At 71.4% G+C, this 18,955-nt stretch carries 22 protein-coding genes and 1 tRNA gene; 4 read left to right on the top strand and 19 right to left on the bottom strand.

From position 1 onward, the window contains the following. Nucleotides 1-65 precede the first annotated feature (65 nt). The gene (locus tag KZX45_RS13055; RefSeq protein ID WP_248258178.1) at nt 66-1,415 is read left to right on the top strand and encodes an MFS transporter; all 1,350 of its coding nucleotides are present in this window, start codon (nt 66-68) and stop codon (nt 1,413-1,415) included. On the opposite strand, the gene KZX45_RS13060 is transcribed toward KZX45_RS13055, so the two are convergent. Next, nucleotides 1,409-2,329 carry a pentapeptide repeat-containing protein gene (locus KZX45_RS13060; protein WP_308221743.1) on the bottom strand — a complete coding sequence of 307 codons (921 nt, stop codon included), beginning with the start codon at nt 2,327-2,329 and terminating at the stop codon, nt 1,409-1,411. The two genes, KZX45_RS13055 and KZX45_RS13060, sit on opposite strands and share 7 nt — an antisense overlap. Before the next feature lie 100 nt (nt 2,330-2,429). Here KZX45_RS13060 and KZX45_RS13065 point away from each other — a divergent pair, with 100 nt between their 5' ends. Further along, nucleotides 2,430-2,816, top strand: coding sequence for a nucleotide pyrophosphohydrolase (locus KZX45_RS13065; RefSeq protein WP_248258179.1), 387 nt, complete (start codon nt 2,430-2,432; stop codon nt 2,814-2,816). Between the two features lie 135 nt (nt 2,817-2,951). Here the strand turns inward: KZX45_RS13065 and KZX45_RS13070 are convergent, their stop codons facing one another. The 11 genes from KZX45_RS13070 to KZX45_RS13120 all read right to left on the bottom strand — a co-directional run bounded on the left by KZX45_RS13070 (nt 2,952) and on the right by KZX45_RS13120 (nt 12,239). After that, on the bottom strand, nt 2,952-3,383 hold the full coding sequence (locus KZX45_RS13070) for a transposase (RefSeq protein WP_248258180.1): 432 nt from the start codon (nt 3,381-3,383) through the stop codon (nt 2,952-2,954). Further along, a complete protein-coding gene (locus KZX45_RS13075; RefSeq protein ID WP_248258181.1) occupies nt 3,299-3,634 on the bottom strand; it encodes a helix-turn-helix domain-containing protein in 336 nt (111 codons plus the stop codon). The genes KZX45_RS13070 and KZX45_RS13075 overlap by 85 nt, the downstream gene beginning before the upstream one ends. Before the next feature lie 399 nt (nt 3,635-4,033). Then, on the bottom strand, nt 4,034-4,618 hold the full coding sequence (locus KZX45_RS13080) for a MarR family winged helix-turn-helix transcriptional regulator (protein WP_248258182.1): 585 nt from the start codon (nt 4,616-4,618) through the stop codon (nt 4,034-4,036). A gap of 48 nt (nt 4,619-4,666) precedes the next feature. Next, complete coding sequence (locus KZX45_RS13085; RefSeq protein WP_248258183.1) at nt 4,667-5,821, bottom strand: Xaa-Pro peptidase family protein; 1,155 nt, start codon at nt 5,819-5,821, stop codon at nt 4,667-4,669. Between the two features lie 56 nt (nt 5,822-5,877). After that, a complete protein-coding gene (locus KZX45_RS13090; protein WP_248258184.1) occupies nt 5,878-7,815 on the bottom strand; it encodes a TRAP transporter large permease subunit in 1,938 nt (645 codons plus the stop codon). Between the two features lie 10 nt (nt 7,816-7,825). Then, on the bottom strand, nt 7,826-8,728 hold the full coding sequence (locus KZX45_RS13095; RefSeq protein ID WP_248258185.1) for a TRAP transporter substrate-binding protein: 903 nt from the start codon (nt 8,726-8,728) through the stop codon (nt 7,826-7,828). Nucleotides 8,729-9,216: 488 nt separating this feature from the next. Next, entirely contained in the window at nt 9,217-10,020 is an 804-nt protein-coding gene (gene thiD, locus KZX45_RS13100) for a bifunctional hydroxymethylpyrimidine kinase/phosphomethylpyrimidine kinase (protein ID WP_248258186.1), read from the bottom strand. 57 nt (nt 10,021-10,077) lie between these two features. Further along, the gene (locus KZX45_RS13105) at nt 10,078-10,596 is read right to left on the bottom strand and encodes an AAA family ATPase (protein ID WP_248258187.1); all 519 of its coding nucleotides are present in this window, start codon (nt 10,594-10,596) and stop codon (nt 10,078-10,080) included. Further along, the gene (locus tag KZX45_RS13110) at nt 10,596-10,973 is read right to left on the bottom strand and encodes a VOC family protein (protein ID WP_248258188.1); all 378 of its coding nucleotides are present in this window, start codon (nt 10,971-10,973) and stop codon (nt 10,596-10,598) included. Before KZX45_RS13110 ends, KZX45_RS13105 begins: the two co-directional genes overlap by 1 nt. A gap of 61 nt (nt 10,974-11,034) precedes the next feature. Continuing rightward, on the bottom strand, nt 11,035-12,003 hold the full coding sequence (locus tag KZX45_RS13115) for an SDR family oxidoreductase (protein WP_248258189.1): 969 nt from the start codon (nt 12,001-12,003) through the stop codon (nt 11,035-11,037). 163 nt (nt 12,004-12,166) lie between these two features. Next, a tRNA-Ala gene (locus KZX45_RS13120) sits at nt 12,167-12,239 on the bottom strand. Between the two features lie 113 nt (nt 12,240-12,352). On the opposite strand from KZX45_RS13120, the gene KZX45_RS13125 reads away from it, so the two are divergent. Continuing rightward, nucleotides 12,353-13,066 carry an SOS response-associated peptidase gene (locus KZX45_RS13125; RefSeq protein ID WP_248258190.1) on the top strand — a complete coding sequence of 238 codons (714 nt, stop codon included), beginning with the start codon at nt 12,353-12,355 and terminating at the stop codon, nt 13,064-13,066. 81 nt (nt 13,067-13,147) lie between these two features. Here KZX45_RS13125 and KZX45_RS13130 read toward each other — a convergent pair whose 3' ends face one another. From KZX45_RS13130 to KZX45_RS13150, 5 genes are all read right to left on the bottom strand, one after another. Next, entirely contained in the window at nt 13,148-13,396 is a 249-nt protein-coding gene (locus KZX45_RS13130; RefSeq protein WP_248258191.1) for an acyl carrier protein, read from the bottom strand. A 238-nt stretch (nt 13,397-13,634) separates the two neighbouring features. Beyond that, nucleotides 13,635-14,639 (bottom strand): cation transporter, encoded by a 1,005-nt coding sequence (locus tag KZX45_RS13135; protein ID WP_248258192.1) that lies wholly within the window; start codon nt 14,637-14,639, stop codon nt 13,635-13,637. After that, nucleotides 14,636-15,118, bottom strand: a complete 483-nt coding sequence (locus KZX45_RS13140) for a transporter substrate-binding domain-containing protein (protein ID WP_248258193.1) — start codon at nt 15,116-15,118, stop codon at nt 14,636-14,638. Before KZX45_RS13140 ends, KZX45_RS13135 begins: the two co-directional genes overlap by 4 nt. A 79-nt stretch (nt 15,119-15,197) precedes the next feature. Then, nucleotides 15,198-16,655 carry a PP2C family protein-serine/threonine phosphatase gene (locus tag KZX45_RS13145; protein ID WP_248258194.1) on the bottom strand — a complete coding sequence of 486 codons (1,458 nt, stop codon included), beginning with the start codon at nt 16,653-16,655 and terminating at the stop codon, nt 15,198-15,200. Next, the gene (locus tag KZX45_RS13150; RefSeq protein WP_248258195.1) at nt 16,652-17,371 is read right to left on the bottom strand and encodes a GAF and ANTAR domain-containing protein; all 720 of its coding nucleotides are present in this window, start codon (nt 17,369-17,371) and stop codon (nt 16,652-16,654) included. The genes KZX45_RS13145 and KZX45_RS13150 overlap by 4 nt, the downstream gene beginning before the upstream one ends. A 149-nt stretch (nt 17,372-17,520) precedes the next feature. Here KZX45_RS13150 and KZX45_RS13155 point away from each other — a divergent pair, with 149 nt between their 5' ends. Continuing rightward, the gene (locus KZX45_RS13155; protein WP_248258196.1) at nt 17,521-17,910 is read left to right on the top strand and encodes an ankyrin repeat domain-containing protein; all 390 of its coding nucleotides are present in this window, start codon (nt 17,521-17,523) and stop codon (nt 17,908-17,910) included. Between the two features lie 9 nt (nt 17,911-17,919). Here the strand turns inward: KZX45_RS13155 and KZX45_RS13160 are convergent, their stop codons facing one another. Both KZX45_RS13160 and rsfS read right to left on the bottom strand, forming a co-directional pair. Continuing rightward, complete coding sequence (locus KZX45_RS13160; RefSeq protein WP_248258197.1) at nt 17,920-18,537, bottom strand: histidine phosphatase family protein; 618 nt, start codon at nt 18,535-18,537, stop codon at nt 17,920-17,922. Continuing rightward, on the bottom strand, nt 18,534-18,926 hold the full coding sequence (gene rsfS, locus KZX45_RS13165) for a ribosome silencing factor (RefSeq protein WP_248258198.1): 393 nt from the start codon (nt 18,924-18,926) through the stop codon (nt 18,534-18,536). Before rsfS ends, KZX45_RS13160 begins: the two co-directional genes overlap by 4 nt. Between the last annotated feature and the right edge of the window lie 29 nt (nt 18,927-18,955).

Here is an 18,955-nt window from a genome sequence, read left to right on the forward strand (position 1 = left end):
GGAAGACGCTCGCGCGCACCGTGGTTGACCTACCAGTCAGGCACGCGTGCGGAGGCGAGGGCCGGATGTCCGCCGACCAGGAGGAGACGCGCTCCTCCGCGGCGCGCCCCGAACCCGCCGCCCCGACCTCCCGTCGTCTGCCCCGCGCGCTGCGGCCGTTCCTCGTGCCGAGGTACCGGTTCCTGGCCGGTGCGCTCACCCTGTCGCTGCTCGGCACCGGCATGTGGATCGTCGCCCTCGTCTGGCAGGTCATCGAGCTCGACGGCGGACCTGTGCAGCTCTCTCAGGTGGCGACCGCCTCCGCCGTCGGGATGCTGGCCGCCGTGCTCGTCGGCGGTGTCGTCGCCGACCGCGTCCCGCAGCACCAGATCCTCATGACCGTGGAGCTGACCAAGGCCGTGCTCGTCGGCGCCGCCGCCGCGCTGGCGCTCACCGGCCTGCTGGAGCTCTGGCACCTCGTGGTGGTCTCCGCCGTCGTCGGCGCCACCGAGGGATTCTTCTACCCGGCCTACTCCGCCCTCCTGCCCACCGTGCTGCCTCCCGAGCAGCTGCTCGCCGCGAACGGCGTGGAGGGCGTGCTGCGCCCGGCGCTGATGAACGCCGCCGGGCCCGCGGCGGCGAGCGTCGTGGTCGCGCAGTTCTCCCCCGGCCTCGCCTTCGCGTTCGTCTCCGCCTCGCAGGTGCTCGCCGCGACGGGACTGCACCTGATGGGCGGGGCGCCGCTGGACCGCGAGAACGCGGAACCGGGCCACCCGCTCGCCGTCCTCGCGACGGACCTGCGCGAGGGGTTCCGGTACATGACCCGGACGCCCTGGTTCATGGCGACACTGCTGTTCGCCACCGCCTGGGTGCTGCTGCTCATCGGGCCGATCGAGGTGCTCCTCCCCTTCGCCGTGCGTGACCAGGCCGGCGGCGGTCCGCAGGAGTTCGCGCTCGTCCTCGCATCCTTCGGGATCGGCGGCGCGGTGGGCTCCCTCGCGGTGGCCTCGTGGCGCATGCCTCGCCGCTATCTCACCGTCATGGTCCTGGCCTGGAGCGTCGGGGCCATGCCGATCGCGCTCATCGGCAGCACCGACCGGCTCTGGGTGATGGTGGTCGCGGTGTTCGTCACGGGCCTGACCTCCGGCGTCGGCCAGGTCATCTGGGGCACGCTCCTGCAGCGACGGGTGCCCGCGGCGATGCTCGGCCGCGTCTCCAGCCTCGACTTCTTCGTCTCCCTGCTGCTCATGCCGGTCTCGATGGCACTCGCCGGCCCGGTGGGCGAGGCCGTCGGACTCCGCCCCGTCTTCCTGGTCGCCGGCCTCGTGCCCGTGGTGTTCGGGGTGGCGGCGATCGTGCTGGCGCACATGCCGCGGGACGAGATCGAGCACCCGCTGACGGTCACGACCGAGCCGCACGCCGGCGCCGCCTACTGACGACGCCGTGCGCCGCGTCGGGCCGCGGACCCGGGCTCCCAGTGGCCGGGCCGGGTCAGCGACCGCGGGAGCCGCGTGCCGCCGTCGCCTCGGGCAGCGTCGACCTGCTGCTGGGTGAGGAAGAGCGCGCCGTCGAGGTCCGCACCGGCCACGTCTGCGTCGCGCAGGTCCGCCCCCAGGAGGTCGGCGTCGCGGAGGTCCGCCCCGGCCAGGTCGGCCGCGATCAGCTGGGCCCCCCGCAGGTCGGCACCCCGCAGGTCGGCCCCCGTGAGGTTCTTGCCGAAAAGGTCGGCGTGGCGCAGTACACGCCCGCCGCCGCCGCGGACCGCCGCACTGACGCGTGCGAGCAGCGGCCCGACCTCGGCACGGCAGGCGCCGACGTCGATCTCAGCCAGCGTCGCCGCGTCCGAACCCGCGAGGGCGTCGAGGCTGTCGAACAGCTCGACGGCGCGGGCACGGAGCTCGCCGGTCGGCGCGCGGTCGGCCGCCTCGGCGAGGTGGCGGAGCATCTCGTGGAGCTGACGCACCACCGGGAACACCGCGAACATCAGCCGGGCGGTGTCCGGGTCACCCCGCCAGCTGCGGCCCCCGAAGATCTCCCGGGACACCCGCTGGCCGGCGCCGAAGCAGTCGTAGACCGTGCACCCGGGGAACCCCGCCGGCCGCAGCCGGGAGTGGATCCCGCACCGGTCGTCGGTGCGAAGGTTCACGCAGGGCAGGCCGGCGGGCTTGTCGATCGCGAAGTCCGCCGACGCGGCGAAGGGCAGCGCGACGCAGCAGAGGGCGAAGCACCGCGAGCAGTCCGCCCGCAGGCGGTCGGCCGTCGACGCGCCGTCGTTCACATCTCCCGGCCCGGCCGGCATGCCGAGCCAGGCACCGCCGTCGGCCGCGGTGAGCCTCGTCGGCTCCCCCATGGGTCTCCTCCGTCCGCGGTTGTCGTGGTCGGTCACATTGTCCGCTGCCCGTGCCCGCGGCGGGCCGCACGGCGTGGCCCGGTTGCGGTACACCGGTGGCATGGACATCTCCGACGTGCTCGCCCGGCTCCACGACTTCACCGACGAGCGGGACTGGGCCCAGTTCCACACCCCGCGCAACCTCGTGCTCGCCCTCGTCGGTGAGGTGGGCGAGCTCGCCGAGCTCGTCCAGTGGCGCACGGACGAGGAGGTCATCGCCCTGGCTCGCACCGACGACGGCCGGGTGGCCCTGGCCGACGAGCTCGCCGACGTCTTCACCTACCTCGTCGGCATCGCCGACGCCGTCGGCATCGACCTCGACGAGGCGGTGCACGCCAAGATCACCAAGAACGCCGTCAAGTACCCGCCGCACCTGGCCCGCGGCTCGAACGCCAAGTACACCGAGCTGGGAGACGTTGACACCGGGCCGTCGGCGGAGGTGTCCTGATCAATGCCACCTTCTCCGCCCGGCTCGCCAAAGCGCGTGATGGAAGGTCCGACCAGTCGCGGGAGTGCAGCGTCCAGCGGTCGGGGCAGGTGTGGAAGGTCGCGACGATGGTCTCGGCGGTCTTCTTCGCGGCGGTCAGGTCGGCTTGGTGGCAGACCGAGCGCAGACGCTGGTAGCACTGCCAGGCGAGGAAGACCTCGCCGTGGGGGTCCCCGGTCGGGAGGTGTGACGCTCGAGGCGGTCCCACTGCCGCTCGGTGAGGCGGTTGGCGCCGGCACGCAGGACGTTGCGGACCTTGTCCAGCGGGTCGTCCCTGCGGCCGCGGTGACCGGTGGCGTCCTGCTGGACGCGGCGGCGGACCTCGTCGACGACGTCGACGCCGAGCTTGGTGACGTGGAAGGCGTCCAGGACCGCGGCGGCGTCCTCGAGCTCTTCGTCGATCGCGTTCTGGTACCCGCGGAACGGGTCCAGGGTTGCGACCTTCACGCCCGCCTTGAACTCCTCGCCGCGGTTCTGCAGCCAGGTCTCGTAGACCTTCCCGGACCGTCCCGGGACGAGGTCGCGCAACTCGCGCGGGTGCGGCCCTTGTCGTCGCCGGGCAGGTCGACCATGCCGGTCATCTCCTTCGGGCCCTTCTCCCTGGCCCGGTGCGGGGTGTGGTGCCACACGTGCTCGTCGACTCCCAGGACCGTCACGCCGGCGAAGCGGGACTCGTCGGCGGCGAGGTCGTCCAGCACGGGATCGACGGCGTTCCACAGCGTGTGCCAGTCGACCCCGAGCTGGCGGGCGACGCCGGCGACCGAGCGTGCTCGCAGCACAGCTGGTTGATCGCGCCCACCAGATCGCCCGGGTCGTCAACTTCGCCACGCCGACGACCAGGTCGGGGACGTCCTCGGCGAACGTGCCGGCCGGGCAGTCCAGATCGGGGCACCGCCAGCGGCGCCGCCGCCACACCACGACCACGGGCGCCCCGAAGCGGGCGCGTCGGGCAGGCGCCGCACCCGCCGCCCATGCCCGACGGCCACCACCCCGCACCCGCGGCAGCCCTCGATCTGCGGGGCGGTCTCGACGGTGACGACCAGCCGGCCGCCCCCGCGCCGCACGCTCGTGACGTGCAGGCCGACGATCCGAACAGCTCGTCACAGGAAGAGCAGGAGCCAGTGCTGCGCGCGCGGCAGCACGACGTCGGGTGGTCCACCGTCGAGGTCCTCGGTCAATCAGTTTGCTTGGTCACTACTGATCCTGGGGACCTCGACCCCCATCTCACGACGCTCGTTCGCAGCCGCATCATCTGCGGGGTGGTCGAACTCGTTCATGGTGGAGAGGTTGGCGTGCATCCTCCGCAGCATGTCGAGGAGTAGCTTCCGCTCGCGGTCGTCCAGGCCCTCGAGGAGGATCTGCTCGCGGCGGACCGCGATCGGCAGGATGTTGTCGTGCTGGGCGACACCGTCCTCGGTGAGGTAGAGGCGGCGGGCTCCCTCGCGGGTGTCGAGACCGACGAGGCCCTTGTCGATCAGGCTCTTGAGGCTGCGGCTGACGATCGCCTTGTCGATCCGCAGGAACTGGCTCACCTCGGCGGCTGTGCAGCCCGGCTCGTTGGCGACGTGCGCGATCAGTCGCCACTCGTTGACCCCGATCCCGAAGCGCTGGAGGTACTCGCGTGCGCTGCCCCATGAGATGGCATTGCCGATCGTCACGAGGTAGTACGGCGTGGAGGTCCATCCCGCGGCGGTGCGCGGCAGTCGGGTCCGCCGGAGGTTGTTGAGCTTCAAGAGCTTTCCCTGCCCTGCCCTGCGGCTCATGGTTCCTCTTTGGTCGTTGTCATCGCTTCCCATTGTGACCACGGTGCCTCACCAGTGGTTACGCATCGGGAAGCGGTCGAGCGGCGTGCCCCCCGCGTCGGTGAGATGGACGAGGCGCTCGGTTCGCAGGCCACCGACGCCGGGCTTGTTGATCGTCGCCTTGAGGGTGAAGACCATGTTCGGCCTGAGGACCTCCTCGTTGGTCGGGCCGATCCAAGGCATTTCTTCCTCGGGGTCCATGCCGGTGCCGTGGCCGGTGCCGCGTCCGCGTGCCTCGATCGAGTAGTCACCGTAGCCGCGCTCGATCAGGACGCTCTGGATCTGCCGGTTCAGCGCGGAGGCGGTGATGCCCGGGCGGGCGAAGGCCAGGCCCGCCTCGACCGCGGACACGGACGCCTCGACTACGTCCATCACCTCGTCGGAGACCTCGCCCACCGTGAACCCGCGTCCGCCGTCGGCGACGTAGTTGCCGTACCGGGCGCCGATGTCTGTCAGGACGAGGTCGCCCGGCTGGGGGGTTCGGTGCGAGGGCAGTGCGAGGGAGTACGAGGAGCGTGGACCCGACTGGACCATCGAGAGGAAGGCCACCCCGTCCGCGCCGGCGCGGATCATGGCGATGTCGGCCTCGCGGGCGAGGTCACGCTCGGACATCAGCTCTCCGGAGGTGACGATCTCTTCGAGGCGGGACATCGCGACATCGGTAAGCGTCGCGGCGTGCTGCAGCTGGCCGACCTCCCACTCTGACTTCACGGCCTTCGTCCGTGCCAGCACGTCGGTCTCCTTGACGCCGTAGCCGTCCATCACGCCGTCGAGGGCGGTGCGTATCGGTGCTGGCATCTGCCCGGCTCCTGCGACCCCGACCGAGCTCGGCTTCCATGCTCCGAAGGTCTGTGCGTTCGTGCCGGGGAGCTCGTTGAGTGGACGCACGACGAAGGGCGTGACCTCCAGGGCGGCGTCGAGGCAGCCGTCGGCCACGAACAGTTCCGGTTCTCCTGCGAGCGGGAAGAGCAGGACAGCCTGCTCGATGCCGTTGATGCCGTCGACGGGGCGGAAGTCGGTGAAGTATCTGATGTTGGCTGTGCGCCAGGCGTCGCCGTAGCAGACCAGCAGGTCGAGCTGGTCGATTGCCATGAGGGAGCGCAGACGGTACTGGCGGTCTTCGAACTCGATGTCCGGGGTGGGTCCGGGCGGGGGGATGCGCACGGCGGCGTGCTCCTTGGTCGTTGTCGTGGTTGGCGTGGGGCGCGTCGTCCGAGTCATCACTGGAACCCGAGCGCTCGTGGCAGCCACAGGGACAGTGCGGGTACGAGGACCAGCAGGGCCAGGACCACGGCCACGGGAAGGTAGAGCCAGCGGGCCTCCCAGTACACCGAGGAGACTTTGGCTCGGGCGACGCCGGCGGCGATGAAGATCAGTCCTCCCACGGGTGGGGTGATCTGTCCGAGCATGATGGAGAGCACGAGGACCACTCCGAGCCAGATGAGATTGATGTCGGCCATCTCGGCGATGGGGGCCAGGACCGGCACGACGAGGACCATGGCGGGCGGGGGTTCGAGGACCAGTCCGATGACGAGAAGGAAGACGACGATCAGGACCATGAGCAGGGCCTGACTGTCGACGGCTTCCAGGCTCCGGGCCACCGTGGTGGGCACCTGCTCGGCGATGAGGAGCCAGGCCAGGGGCCCGGACGCGGCCAGCAGGAACAGGATGACCGCGGTGTCGCTGGCAGATTCCAGAGCGGCCAGCCAGGTCGACCGCAGCGTGGACCGGCGGTAGACCGTCGCGCCGATGACGAGTGCGAAGAGGCACGCGACCGCGCCCGCCTCGGTGGCCGTGACCGCTCCGCCGCGCAGCAGCATGAGCACGCCCAGGGGTAGCAGGAGCGCGGGGAGTGCGAAGGTCAGCGCGCGGGCCTTGGCGGACCATGGTGTTCGTTTCTCGGCCCGGATGCCCGGGTAGATCCTTCCGGCCAGCAGCCACACGGTCGTCATGAGTGCGCCGGCGAAGATGAGCCCGGGAACGACGCCGGCCATGAACAGCGCCCCCACCGAGACCCCGGCAAGTGAGGCGTAGAGCAGGAAGGAGATCGAGGGCGGGATCATCGTCGTGGTGATCGACCCCATGGCGGTCAGGGCGGCGGCGAAGGCCCGGGGGTATCCGGCGCGCTCCATCGGGGGCACGAGCAGCTTCGCGACCATGGCGGAGTCTGCCGAGCTGGACCCGGACAGGCCGCCGAGGAGCGTCGAGGTGGCGATGTTGACCTGGCCGAGGCCGCCGCGCAGGTGACCGACGAGACTCAGCGCCAGATCGATGATCGCGCGGGTGATCCCACCCGCGTTCATGAGCGCACCCATGAGGATGAAAAACGGGATGGCGAGCATCGTGAAGTTGGTACTCACCTGCGAGGCGAAGTGGTTCGCCACCACGACGTCGGGCAGACCGCCGGCCTCGAAGGCTACGGCGGCGCCGAGCAGCAGGGCGTGGGCGACCGGCGCACCGAGGGCCAGCAGCAGCATCGAGGCCACCAACGACACCGTGGTGGGGTCCAGAACGATGAGGTAGGAGTACTGAATGCCCTCGAGCACCACCAGTGCCAGCGCCGCCCCGACGACGACGGCGGCGTAGACGGCGGGTCGCCGGACCCGTGCCACGTCAGAGCGCAGGAGGTTCAGCAGGGACAGGAACGCCCCCACGGGCAGAGCCAGGTAGAGCCAGCGGTACGAGACGCCACCACTGATGGACAGACCGGTCGTCTCGCCCAGCAGACCGATCCCGAGGTAGCCGATGAGCGCGAGCGACGCGGCGGAGAGGGCGATACCCAGCAGGTCCGTGTACGGCCGCGCGCGTACAGGAAGGAGATGGACGAACATGGACATCCGGATGTGGCTGCCGGTGCGGGTCACGGTGACGCATCCGAGCATCACCAGCCAGAGGAAAGCCCACCTGGACATCTCCTCCGGCCAGGCGAGCGGCGCGCCCAGGACGTAGCGCATGAAGACCTGCACGATCGACAGCGTCACCATCGCGATCAGGAGCAGGGCGGTGACGGAATCGATCACGCGGTCGAACACCTTGAGCGCGCCGAGGCGAGTACTTCGTGCGCCCGGCAACGCCTCGGACTCGTGGAGCTCGTCGAGCTTGGTGGGCTCCGAGGAAGGGACGGTCCCTCCCCGGTGCTCGGTGGGTGCGATGGCCATGGGACGCTCCTCAGTTAGCGGCGAGGGACTTGACGTCGTCGATGAAGTCCTTCGCCTCGGGGTACTTCGCGAAGTACTGCTCGTCGTAGGTGGCGGAGCGCGCCTTCCACTCGTCCAGGTCGGTGGGCTCCTCCATCACGGTCACTCCCTCGGCCTGGAGCTTCTCCAGCGTCTCGGCCTCGACGTCGCGGCTGGTGGTGCGGACCTCGGCGAAGACCTCCTCGGCCGTGGTGCGCAGGCACTCCTGGAGGTCACCCTCGAGGGCGTTGAACCAGTCCGCGTTCGCGCGCACCGGCTTGATGTTGAACCAGTGCTTGGTGTTGTTCAGGTAAGGTGCCGGCTCCCAGAACGCGTTCGCGTCGATCTGGGCGAGGGCGCTCTCGCCGCCCTCGATGACACCGGTCTCCAGGGCGTTGTACATCTCGGTGAACGGCACGGGGGTCGGAGCCGCCCCCAACGCCGACCACAGCCCGAGCGGGATCTCCGCCTCCGGGACGCGGATCTTCAGACCTCTGAGGTCTTCGATGTTCTCCACCGGTCGAGAGGTGAACGTCCAGCGCCAGCCGTCCTCACCCATGCCGAGGATCGTCGCACCCGTGGTGGCCTCGAGCTCCTCGGCCATCTGCGGTGTCATCTCCTCGATGACCCGCTCCACGTGCTCCTCGTCCTCGAAGACGTAACCGAGCGACAGCGCCGAGAGCGCGGGAGCGAGCTCGCCCTCCACGTCGAAACCACCGCTGGTGATCTCATACGTCCCGTTGCGGTTGCCGTCGATGAGGTCGACGAAGCCCCCCAGCTGCCCGGCGGGGTAGTTCGTGCCCACGAGGCGCCCGTCGGAGCACTGCTCCACCTCCTCGACGAACCGCTCGAACCCGTCGTTCATCGGCGTCCCGACGCCTTCGATGGTCGCCACGCGATACTCGATCGTCTCCTGAGCGGTGCCCTCGGCGGCACCGTCGGCACCCTCCGTGCCCGGGGCGCAGGCCGCAAGGAGGGCAGCCCCGGCACCGATCGCAGTCGCGCTAATGAGTGTCTTTCCTGTGCTGCGTGCGGAAAACATCGTCCCGCCTTTCTCTTCATCGAGAGCACCTGTACCGGCGCGGGGATCTCTGAGGGAGTCGGTGATGCACCGACGTGTTGTTGACATTGCAACTCCCTCACTACGGTGGGGCCCGGAGGAGGTGCAGTCAAGTCGGTTGCCATATGTTGCCTCGCCCGCCACTCCCAACCAGCGGCGAGGGGCGCATCCCGGCCGGAATCGCTGCAAGCCAGGGCACGTGGCCCGCCGAAACACTTCAGGCCGGTCAGTGCATCTACGAACCGGTGCGAACGGTGCAGGAGCGATACGGACCGGGCAGAGGTCGCCGCATGCCGTTCGACCTGGAGGTCGAGCAGGTGCGTCTAGGAGGCGGTGTAGGCGCCCTGCCACACCGTGTCGAACGGGGTGTGGGCCGAGACCCGGCCTCGGATCCCGGCCGTGACGAAGTCCTTGGCCAGGGCGACGGCGTCGCGCACGTCCGCGCCCTTCGCCAGCTCGGCGGTCACCGCGGCCGCCAGCGTGCACCCGGCACCGGAGACGCGCGCCTGCCCGACCTTGGGTGCGGAGAAGACGTGCGCCTCCGCGCCGTCGAACAGCACGTCGACGGCGTCCTCGCCGGGCAGCTCCACGCCGCCCTTCGCCAGGACGTACGCGGGCCCGAGGTCGTGAATGCGCCGGGCGGCCTCGGTGAGGTCCTCGACGGACTCGATGGTGTCCATGCCCGAGAGTGTCTTCGCCTCGAACAGGTTCGGGGTGACCACGGTTGCGTGCGGCAGGACCGCCTCGCGCAGGGCGTTGTCGGTGTCCAGGGCCGCACCGGGCTCCTGGCCCTTGCAGATGAGGACCGGGTCGAGCACGACGTGGCGCCACGGCTGACCACGGAGCGCGGCGGCGACGACCTCGATGGTCTCCGTGGTGCCCAGCATGCCGATCTTGACGACGTCGAGGTCGTGCGCGGCGGTGGCGGCCTCGATCTGCTCGGTGATGACGTCCGGGGGGACGGGCACGAAGCGGTGCGCCCAGTCGTTCTGCGGGTCGAACGAGACGATGCACGTGGTGGTGCCGACCCCGTACACGCCGAGCTGCTGGAACGTCTTCAGGTCCACCTGGAGGCCGGCGCCCCCGGTGGCCTCGGACCCTGCGATGACGTAGGCGAGCTTGACCACGGGTTGTCTCCGATCGGACGACGGCGTTCGGGTGTAGAGGGACGTCCCAAAATACCCTCACCGGTGCTGGGGTACCTCCCGGGCGGCCGCCATGCGGTCGAAGGCCCCAGGCTCCCCGCAGCCGAGCACAGCGTCCGCACACAGCTCAGGGGTGAGGACGGATGTGTCGACCTCGACGTCGTACTCCCGGCCGGAGTGCAGGTGTCCGAACTGGGCCGCGGCGAAGCCGCGCCGCTCCTCGGGGCGTCGCGCCTCCCGGCGGAGCAGCTCCTCCAGCGGGCAGTGGACGCCGACGAGCAGCACCCGCAGCCCGCGGTAGAGGTCCAGATCGAGGTCAGGGCGGAAGTGGTCGCTGACGACGTTGTTCCCGGCGCGTGCCGTCGCAGCCACCGCGTGGTGGTAGCCGACCTCCATGGCGGCGAACACGGACTCGTCCCAGCACGGCAGCATGTCGATGAACGAGTCGAGCGGGATGTACTGCAGCGGAGTCTCCGACCGTCGCTGCAGCTCCTCGGCGAGCGTGGTCTTCCCGGACGCCGACGTCCCGCTGAGCACAACGATCTCGGCGGCGGCCATCAGCTGGCTGAGCGCTGGCAGACCATCAGCGGGTTGTTGTCGGGGTCGCGGAACTGGACGAGTCTGACACTGCCGATGTCCTCGATGTCGGAGTCCAGCGTGACGCCGAGGTCCCGCAGAAACGCGACCGTCGCTGCCATGTCGGTGGTCCAGAAGAAGAAGCGCGGGGGTCCCGCGGGGTCGAACTCCGGCCTGTTGGCGTCGAGCGCCAGCCGGGTCTCGCCCGTGGTGGGCAGGTCGTAGATCGTGCCGCCGTGGCTGGGGTCCGACTCCGGCAGTCCCAGCAAGCGGGAGTACCACCGCGCTGAGCGCACTATGTCCCGAACCGGGATGAACACCTGGCCGATGCGGTTCTCGATGGGGCTCGCCGTCACCACGCCCGAGATCCTACGGCACCGTCCGTAACGTCCCCGGCACGGCCTCCCGGCGCACGTGAGCTCACTGCCCCCGACGTCGAATCAGCGCCGCCGCGGCGCCCGCGAGCAACGTGGCTGTCCCGGCCCGGCGCCCGGCCGTCCGCAGCCGACCGTGGTAGCCGCCGCCGACCGTCGCGGGAAGGCCGGGGTCACCGTAGAGGTTCCCCGTGGTGGGCGGAATCTTGCGCCGGGACAGGTGCGCGCGTGCGACGTACGCGCCCATCACCCGCTCCATGAGGCCCGGGAAGGCGCGGTGCTTCATCACCATCACCCGGCCGGCGGGCCCGACGACCGCCTCGGCGCGGGGGCGACGCACGACGGCGGCGATCGTCCGGGCCACCCGTTCGGGCGCGTACAGCGGCGGGATCGGCCTCGCCTCGCGGCCGACGTAGTTGGCGACCTGCCGGTAGTACGGGGTGTCGATGCTCGGCGGCAGCACGGAGCACACGTGGACGTCGGACGCGCCGGCGAGGCGCAGCTCCGCCCGCACGCTCACCCCGAGCGCACGCGTCGCGGACTTCGACATCGAGTACGCCGAGGCGTACGGCACCGGGATCTCGCCGAGGATCGACGAGACGTTGACGATCACGCCCGAGCCCTGCCGCAGCATGTGCTCCAGCGCCGCACGGGTCCCCTGCGCGACGCCCATGACGTTGACGTCGAGCAGGCGGCGCAGGTCCTCGAGCGGCGTGTCCATGAACGGCGCCACGATGCCGACGGCGGCGTTGTTGACCCAGACGTCAATGCGCCCGAACTGCTCCACCGCGCGTCGCGCCAGGTTCTCGACGGCGGCGGCCTCGGCGACGTCGGTCGGCACGGCGAGGGCCTCGGCGCCGGCGCGCCGGCACTCGCGCAGGACCTCGTCCAGGGCGTCCCGGCGGCGTGCGGCCAGGACGACGGCGGCCCCCTTCCTCGCGAGGAGCCGCGCCGTGGCACGCCCGATCCCGTCCGACGCACCGGTGATGACGACGACGGCTCCGTCGATGCGCACGATGACCTCCGTGGTGGCGGTGGAGCATCCGACGCTAGGTGCTGGGCACTGCGGACGCGCGCCGACCGCGTGCGGCCGAGTCGCTCCGGAAGCACTGACGTCCGCCTCGGCCATGAAAAAAACCCTGGGCGCGGGCCCAGGGTCTCTCTGCCTTCTCGACGAGTGGAGCTAGAGGGATTCGAACCCTCGACCTCTTCCATGCCATGGAAGCGCGCTACCAACTGCGCCATAGCCCCGTGCGGGTGCCCCGTGGGGCGTGGACTACTTTAGGGCATCGCCTGCCCGCAGAGCCAATCCGCGCGGCACCGCCGGAGCGTGAGCCTCGCCACTCCCCTGGCACACTGGCGACATGTGCGGACGCTATGCCAACGCCCGGCGGGACGCCGATCTCGTCAACGCCTTCGACATCCAGCAGGTCGTCGGCGAGGAGCTTCCGCCGTCGTGGAACATCGCCCCGACGCAGGACGTCCGGGCGGTGCTCGAGCGCGCGCCGCGCAACGAGCCCGACACTCCCCCGGTCCGCCAGCTGCGCACCGTCCGCTGGGGGCTGGTGCCCTCCTGGTCGAAGGACCCCGGCTCGGGCGCGCGCCTGATCAACGCCCGCTCGGAGAGCGTGACGGAGAAGCCCTCCTTCAGGCGGGCCGCCTCGTTGCGCCGGTGCATCCTGGCGGCGGACGGCTACTACGAGTGGCAGAAGATGCCCGACGGCGGCAAGCAGCCGTACTTCCTGCACGCCGACGGGCCGCTCGCCTTCGCCGGCCTCTACGAGTTCTGGAAGGACCCCCGCCTGCCCGACGACCATCCCGACAAGTGGCTGTGGACCGCCACGATCATGACGACCCGGGCGGCCGACAGCCTGGGGCACATCCACGACCGCACGCCGGTGGTCCTCCCGCCGGACATGGTCGACGACTGGCTGAACCCGCGCACGCAGGAGCTGGAGGACGTGCGCGCCCTGATCGACGCCATCCCCGAGCCGGTCCTCGTGCCGCGCCCGGTGGGGAAGGCGGTCGGCAACGTCACCAACGACGGGCCGGAGCTGATCGAGCCGGTCGAGGTCTAGCGCGCCGCCCGCGCACGCGGGCCTCGCACCCGCCCGCGAGGGTGGGCACGGGACCCGTCTTCTGCGTGCTTCTGCGTGCCGTCAGCCTCCCTGCTGCGGGGCGGTGTTGTCGGTGCCCGGGCCGAGCTGCCGCAGGAACTCGTGGCACTGGCGGGCGCGGTCCGAGTCCTCGGCCATCACCTTCTCGAAGAACGCGGCGATGTCCTCCTTGCCGGCGTTGCGGGCGTCGCGGACGTACTGCCCGTAGTCGTGCCCAGCCTTGAGCGAGTGGTACTGCACCGAGATGAGGTCGTAGGTGACGTCGTCGAAACCGGTCTCTCCGGTGGCCATGCTGCTCACTCCCTAGGTTCTGTCGGGTCTCCTTGTTCGGGCGGGCGCCCGGGGGCGTTCGCCGGTTCTGCTGCGAGGCGGTCGGCAGGGTCGGACCGCCTCGCCTGGCCGGGGGCACGGGCCACGTCTCCACTGTCGGAGGGCGTGGCGTGCGACGCATCCTCAGGGAGCGGCCGCCCTCGGCCGGGCCGCACGGTCGCGGTGCCGGGGGTGTCCCGACCGCACGGCGGCTCCTCCCTCAGGCGTCCGCGTCGTGGCTGCCGGTCCGCTCCCCGCCGCCGGGCAGCATCCGTTCGGGGAGCTCCTCGACCGGGATCACCGCCATGTCGTCGACCTTCCAGTCCAGGTCGATCACCATCTCCCGGGCGAGCCGGAGGTCCTCGAGCGTGGGGTGGTAGCCCGGCCGGGGCACCACGAACGACTCGACGTGGAAGACGTGGCCCTGGTCCCGCACGCGGGACCCGGCCTCCATCACCCAGTCGAGCGACCCGAGCTGCTCGTCGATGGCGAGCACCAGCGGGTGCGGGTCCTTGCCGTCGTAGGTCTCCGCGCGCGCGTCCATCAGCGCCCGCACGGCCACCTTGAGATTGCCGACGCCGTCCTTGAGGATGCTGCCCGAGATGAAGAGGGCCGCGGCGGCGTCGGCCCACCACAGGCCCAGGCCGATGCCCAGGATGCCGACGATGCCACCCACCGCCGTCATCCAGTCCGCCTTGTTCATGTCCGCGTCGGCGTAGAGCACGCGGTCGTGCAGCGCCTCGGCGAGGGGCATCTTGGCCCGCCCCAGCAGCACCGGCGGCACGGCCGTGTAGGCGAGCACGGCGATCATCAGCCACCCCGACCAGAACGTGAGGCCGCCGACCTCCATGAGCCCCACGGGCGGGTGCTCCGCCTTCACCAGGCCCGAGGCCGAGTCGAACACCATGAAGGCCCCCATCGCGCACAGCGCCGTGGCGGCCACCAGGTGTCCCACGCCGACGGACCGGTGGTAGCCGTACGGGTGCTCCGGCGTGGGTGGGCGCCGCGTGCGGCGGACGGCGAGGAGGAATGCGACCGGTGGGATGAAGGAGAGCATGTCCTCCATCCAGGCCGCCTTCATCGCCTGGGAGCTGCCCATCGCCAGGTAGACGCCCGTGACGGCGGTGACCAGGAAGATGATGGTGACCCATGCCAGTCGGACGGCGCGGCGCAGCGCCCGCTCCTGCTCCTCGGGGAGCTCGGTGTGCCCGAACCGCGCGCTCATGCCGGCAGCTCCTGGTCCAGGAGGAACCGTTCGAGCTCGACGAGGAACGCGTTCTCCCCCATCGGCGCGGCCATGACGTGCAGCTCCTTCTCCCCCCGCGGCCCGGTGGTCGCGGTGTATCGGTAGGTCAGGGCCACCTTGCTCGACCACGGCGACTTCGCCGTGAGGCCGCCGATCACCAGGTCCAGCTCGTCGTGCTCGAGCTGTCCGATGAGCTCCTCCTCGCCGCCGGGCACCCACACGATCTCGGCGCCGACGGACTCGGCGAACCGCTCCACGAGCTCCACCTCGGTCCCGGCCGGGTCGGCCTCCGGCCCGCCGGGAAGGTCCGTCCACGGGGGGCTCGGCGAGACGCCGACGCGCAGCGTGCCGCCGCTGACCCTGTCGAGCGTGCCGTCGGGGTCGGTCGGGATGGTGGCGGCGCACCCGCCGGCCGCCAGCAGCAGAGCGAGCGCCGGGAGGATGAACATCCTGGTCATGGGCCTAGTCAACCCGGGATTCCGGTTCCTGCATCTCATGCGGCCCGGCACCGGACGGTGGGGTGCGGAAAGTCTCCGCTCAGAGCGTGAGCCAGCGTCGGTAGTCGCCCCAGCGGGCCACCAGCACCGTGGCGTCGTCCTCCAGGACGCCACGCTGATGCTCCAGCACCTTGCGGACGAGACGGCGCACCAGCTCGGGTGGCGGGTGCTCCGTGGCGGCCTCGCGGGCGAGGAAGTCCTCCAGCCGGTCCAGGCCGAAGAGGCCTCCCGTGGCGTCCCTGGCCCCGGTGATCCCGTCGGTGTGCAGCACCAGCCAGTCGTCCGGCTCCAGCACCTCCTCGGCCACCCGCACGTCCCGGGTCGGCAGACCGAAAGCGGGGCGCTGCCCGCCGGCAAGCACCTTGACCACCTTCCCGCGCCGCAGGACGAGGGGCGCCGGGTTCCCGGCGCTGACCCAGCGCAGCCGACCGTGGTCCAGGTCCAGCTCCGCCAGCACGGCGGACACGGTCCGTCCGGTCCTGGCGAGCTCCTCGCCGATGACGTCGTCCACGGCCATGACCTGGTCGAACAGCGACCCGCCGTTGCGACGGGTGCTGCGGTACGCCGAGAGCGCCATCGCGGTGACGGTGCCGGAGTCCAGCGATGTCCCGTTCGCGTCGAAGATGGCAAGCGAGGCCCTGCGCTCGGAGAGGGCGTAGTCGAAGGCGTCGCCACCGACGGACTCGCTGGGCGCGACGATCCCCGTGACCACCACCTTCTCCGTGCCCGCGGTCAGCGGCGGCAGCAGCTGCCAGACCAGCTCGGCCGAGGCGCTGCGGGGCCGCCGCCGGCGGACGACGTCGAGCGCGTCGCCGTACTTGGTCGTCGTGGTGACGAGGTGGCCGAGGAGGGTGGCGAGCCACGCCAGCTGGCTGTGGAGCAGGGTGTCGTCCAGGTCGGCGATCGCCCCCGGGACCACCTCGAGAACGCCGAGCCGCTCCGCCCCGTCGACGATCGGGACCCAGAGCCGCGCGTCGCCGTCGGTGCGGGTGGACCTGATCTCGAACTCGCGGAAGGCGCGGCCCGGCAGCGAGTCGTCCACCCCGCGCCACCGGCCACCGCGCACCGGGCGCAGCTCCACGTGGTCGTAGTCGACGAGGTAGACGTCGATACCGACCCCGAGCAGCGCGCCGGCGTCGTCGGCCACCGCCGCGATCCGGTCCGGCGGCGCGACGTGCATGCCCTGCAGCAGGGCGAGCATCGCCGCGAGCGGGCCCTCGGACGGGCGCGGGTCGTGCACGCGGCCGCTGTAGGGCACGCTCCGGACCACGGCGCGTGCCTCGAGGAGCTCGTTGACGGCCTGCGCGAGCAGGTCTCGTTCCGCCGGTGGCAGGGGCCCGTTGCGCAGGGCGAAGTCCTCGAGCTCGGCCTGGCCGGCGGTCCCGCCGATCGCGAAGTACCGGCGCCACCACTCCCCCGGCCCGATGCCCGCACGGTCGGCCACCAGCCGGAGCGCAGCACGCTGCTGGTCCTCGCGGCTGACGGCCGGCGCGCTCATCGCTGCCGGCGCGCGGTGGACCGGACCAGACCGAGCGCGACCTCCTGGAGGTCGCGGTGCTCACGCCGCGCCAGCGCCACCAGGAGCGCCAGCGCGTCGGGCTCGTTGAGGTGCTCCCGCTCCATGAGGATCCCTCGGGCCGTGGCCACGAGATCCCGCGAGCGGACGGCCACCCGCAGCTCCTCGCTGAGCCGACGGGCGTCCTCGGCGGTGCGGGCGTGCGCCACGAGGGTGGCCGCCTGGGCGGCGAACATGCGCAGCAGGTGCTCGCTGGAGTCGTCGTAGGCGCCGGCGCGCTGCGAGTAGACCTTGATGGTGCCCAGTGACGTGTCCCCGGCGACCAGCGCGGTGCTCACGGCCGACCGGACGCCCGTCGGATGCACGGCCCGGGACCAGCGGGGCCAGCGGTCCTCGCGCCTCACGTCGGCCACGCGGACCGTGCCGTACCGTTCCCACGCCGTCAGGCAGGGACCCTCGCCGCTCTCGTACTGCGCCGCATCCACCTGCTCCACGAGCGGGTGCGTCGCGGCCACGGTGATCCGCGCCTCGCCGTCGCGCACGGTGACGCCCGCACCGGTCGTACCCGGGATGGCCTCGGCCGCCACGGACGTCACCAGCCGCAGGGCGTTGCGCACGACGCTGTTCGTCAGAAGGAGGCCGGACGCCCCGGCGTAGGCCCGAGCCAGCTCCTCCGCCAGCGGCAGCGACTCAGCCAACAGAGACCTCCGTCCGCCGAGGCCGACGGTGCGGCCGGCCGGCGCCGCCCCGACGCGAGCACCTGCCTCACCATAGCCCTGGGGGCTCCCCCGGTCCTGCGGAGCGGGCGCACCCGCGGGTGCCGCGGGACCACGCCTATCGTGGGCGCATGACCGACGAGGACGCCGTCGCGCTGGCCCACGCGATGTTCGACATGGCCCGGCAGGGGCGGACCGAGGAGCTGTGCGCCCTGCTCGACGCGGGAGCCCCGGTGGACCTGACGAACGCCGGGGGCGACACGCTGCTCATCCTGGCCGCCTACCACGAGCAGCCCGGCACGGTCCGCGCCCTGCTCGATCGCGGCGCCGACGTCGAACGGCTCAACGACAGGTCGCAGAACGCCCTCACGTGCGCCGTGTTCAAGCAGGACGCACGGACCGTGCAGATGCTGCTGGACGCGGGCGCCGACCCGGACGCGGGCAGCCCCAGCTCGCGCGCCACCGCGCAGTACTTCGACCTGCCCGAGATGAGCGCCCTGCTCGACCGGGCCCAGCGGTAGGTCGAGCGGTCAGTCCAGACCCAGGTTGTAGGCGCTGAGGCGCCACCCCGGCGCTCGGCCGGGGTTGGGGTGCATGAGGGTCCACCCGCTGTTCTCGAGCCCGGTCAGGCCGAACCAGCTTCCGGGGTCGAGCCCGAGGAGGACGGTCTGCCCGAGCGTGATCGCAGCGCCGTGGCCGACGACCACGAGGACGTCGTCGCCGGTGAGCTCCGCCGCGGCCTCCTCGATCGCCTCGGCGACGCGCGTCCCGCAGTCCGCGCGGGTCTCCGCCCCCACGCCGTCGGGCTCACGACCGTGCCGCCAGTCCACGAAGGCCTCCGGCCAGGAGGCCTGGATCTCCTCCTGGGTCAGCCCCTCCCAGGCGCCGAAGCTGCGCTCGCGCAGCCGGGCGTCGGTGGTGGGCCGGATCCCCGTGCGGTCGGCGAGGGCCTGGGCGGTGGCGACGGCGCGCTGCAGGTCCGAGGTGATGATGCGGGTCGGCTCCAGCGCGGCCAGCGCCGTGGCGGCGAGGTTGGCCTGGCGGGTGCCGGCGTCGTTGAGCCGGATGTCGGACTGCCCCTGAAGGCGACGTGCGGCGTTGAAGTCGGTCTGACCGTGGCGCCAGAGGATGACGGTTCCTGCGGTCATGCCCGATCGTCGCTGTCCGCAGGGACGTGGAGGTCGACCGGCAGCTCGACGACCGGGCAGTCCTTCCAGAGCCGTTCGAGCGCGTAGTACTCGCGGTCCTCCTCGTGCTGGACGTGGACGACGATGTCCCCGTAGTCCATGAGGACCCAGCGCGCCTCGCTCATGCCCTCCTTGCGCACGGCCTTCGCGCCCTCCTTGTGCAGCGCCTCGTCGACGGCGTCCACGATCGCCTTGACCTGGCGCTCGTTGCTGCCGGAGACGACGAGGAAGACGTCCGTGAGGACGAGCCGCTCGGAGACGTCGAGCGCGATGATCTCCTCGGCCTTCTTGTCGGCCGCCGCGCGCGCGGCGACGACGGCGAGATGGCGGGATCGGTCGTCAGCAGCCACAGGTCTCCTCGGGACGAAAAAGTGTCTCC

The sequence above is a fragment of the Georgenia sp. EYE_87 genome (assembly GCF_023148685.1).
GTDB lineage: Bacteria > Actinomycetota > Actinomycetes > Actinomycetales > Actinomycetaceae > Georgenia.

Excerpts from the sequence above, each read along its gene's own strand:
- KZX45_RS13125 (WP_248258190.1), top strand. The coding sequence starts at position 12,353 with ATGTGCGGACGCTATGCCAACGCCCGGCGGGACGCCGATCTCGTCAAC.
- KZX45_RS13080 (WP_248258182.1), bottom strand. The coding sequence starts at position 4,618 with ATGAGCCGCAGGGCAGGGCAGGGAAAGCTCTTGAAGCTCAACAACCTC.
- KZX45_RS13130 (WP_248258191.1), bottom strand. The coding sequence starts at position 13,396 with ATGGCCACCGGAGAGACCGGTTTCGACGACGTCACCTACGACCTCATC.
- KZX45_RS13105 (WP_248258187.1), bottom strand. The coding sequence starts at position 10,596 with ATGGCCGCCGCCGAGATCGTTGTGCTCAGCGGGACGTCGGCGTCCGGG.
- KZX45_RS13055 (WP_248258178.1), top strand. The coding sequence starts at position 66 with ATGTCCGCCGACCAGGAGGAGACGCGCTCCTCCGCGGCGCGCCCCGAA.
- KZX45_RS13065 (WP_248258179.1), top strand. The coding sequence starts at position 2,430 with ATGGACATCTCCGACGTGCTCGCCCGGCTCCACGACTTCACCGACGAG.
- KZX45_RS13155 (WP_248258196.1), top strand. The coding sequence starts at position 17,521 with ATGACCGACGAGGACGCCGTCGCGCTGGCCCACGCGATGTTCGACATG.
- KZX45_RS13145 (WP_248258194.1), bottom strand. The coding sequence starts at position 16,655 with ATGAGCGCGCCGGCCGTCAGCCGCGAGGACCAGCAGCGTGCTGCGCTC.
- KZX45_RS13135 (WP_248258192.1), bottom strand. The coding sequence starts at position 14,639 with ATGAGCGCGCGGTTCGGGCACACCGAGCTCCCCGAGGAGCAGGAGCGG.
- KZX45_RS13090 (WP_248258184.1), bottom strand. The coding sequence starts at position 7,815 with ATGGCCATCGCACCCACCGAGCACCGGGGAGGGACCGTCCCTTCCTCG.
- KZX45_RS13160 (WP_248258197.1), bottom strand. The coding sequence starts at position 18,537 with ATGACCGCAGGAACCGTCATCCTCTGGCGCCACGGTCAGACCGACTTC.
- KZX45_RS13140 (WP_248258193.1), bottom strand. The coding sequence starts at position 15,118 with ATGACCAGGATGTTCATCCTCCCGGCGCTCGCTCTGCTGCTGGCGGCC.
- KZX45_RS13060 (WP_308221743.1), bottom strand. The coding sequence starts at position 2,329 with ATGGGGGAGCCGACGAGGCTCACCGCGGCCGACGGCGGTGCCTGGCTC.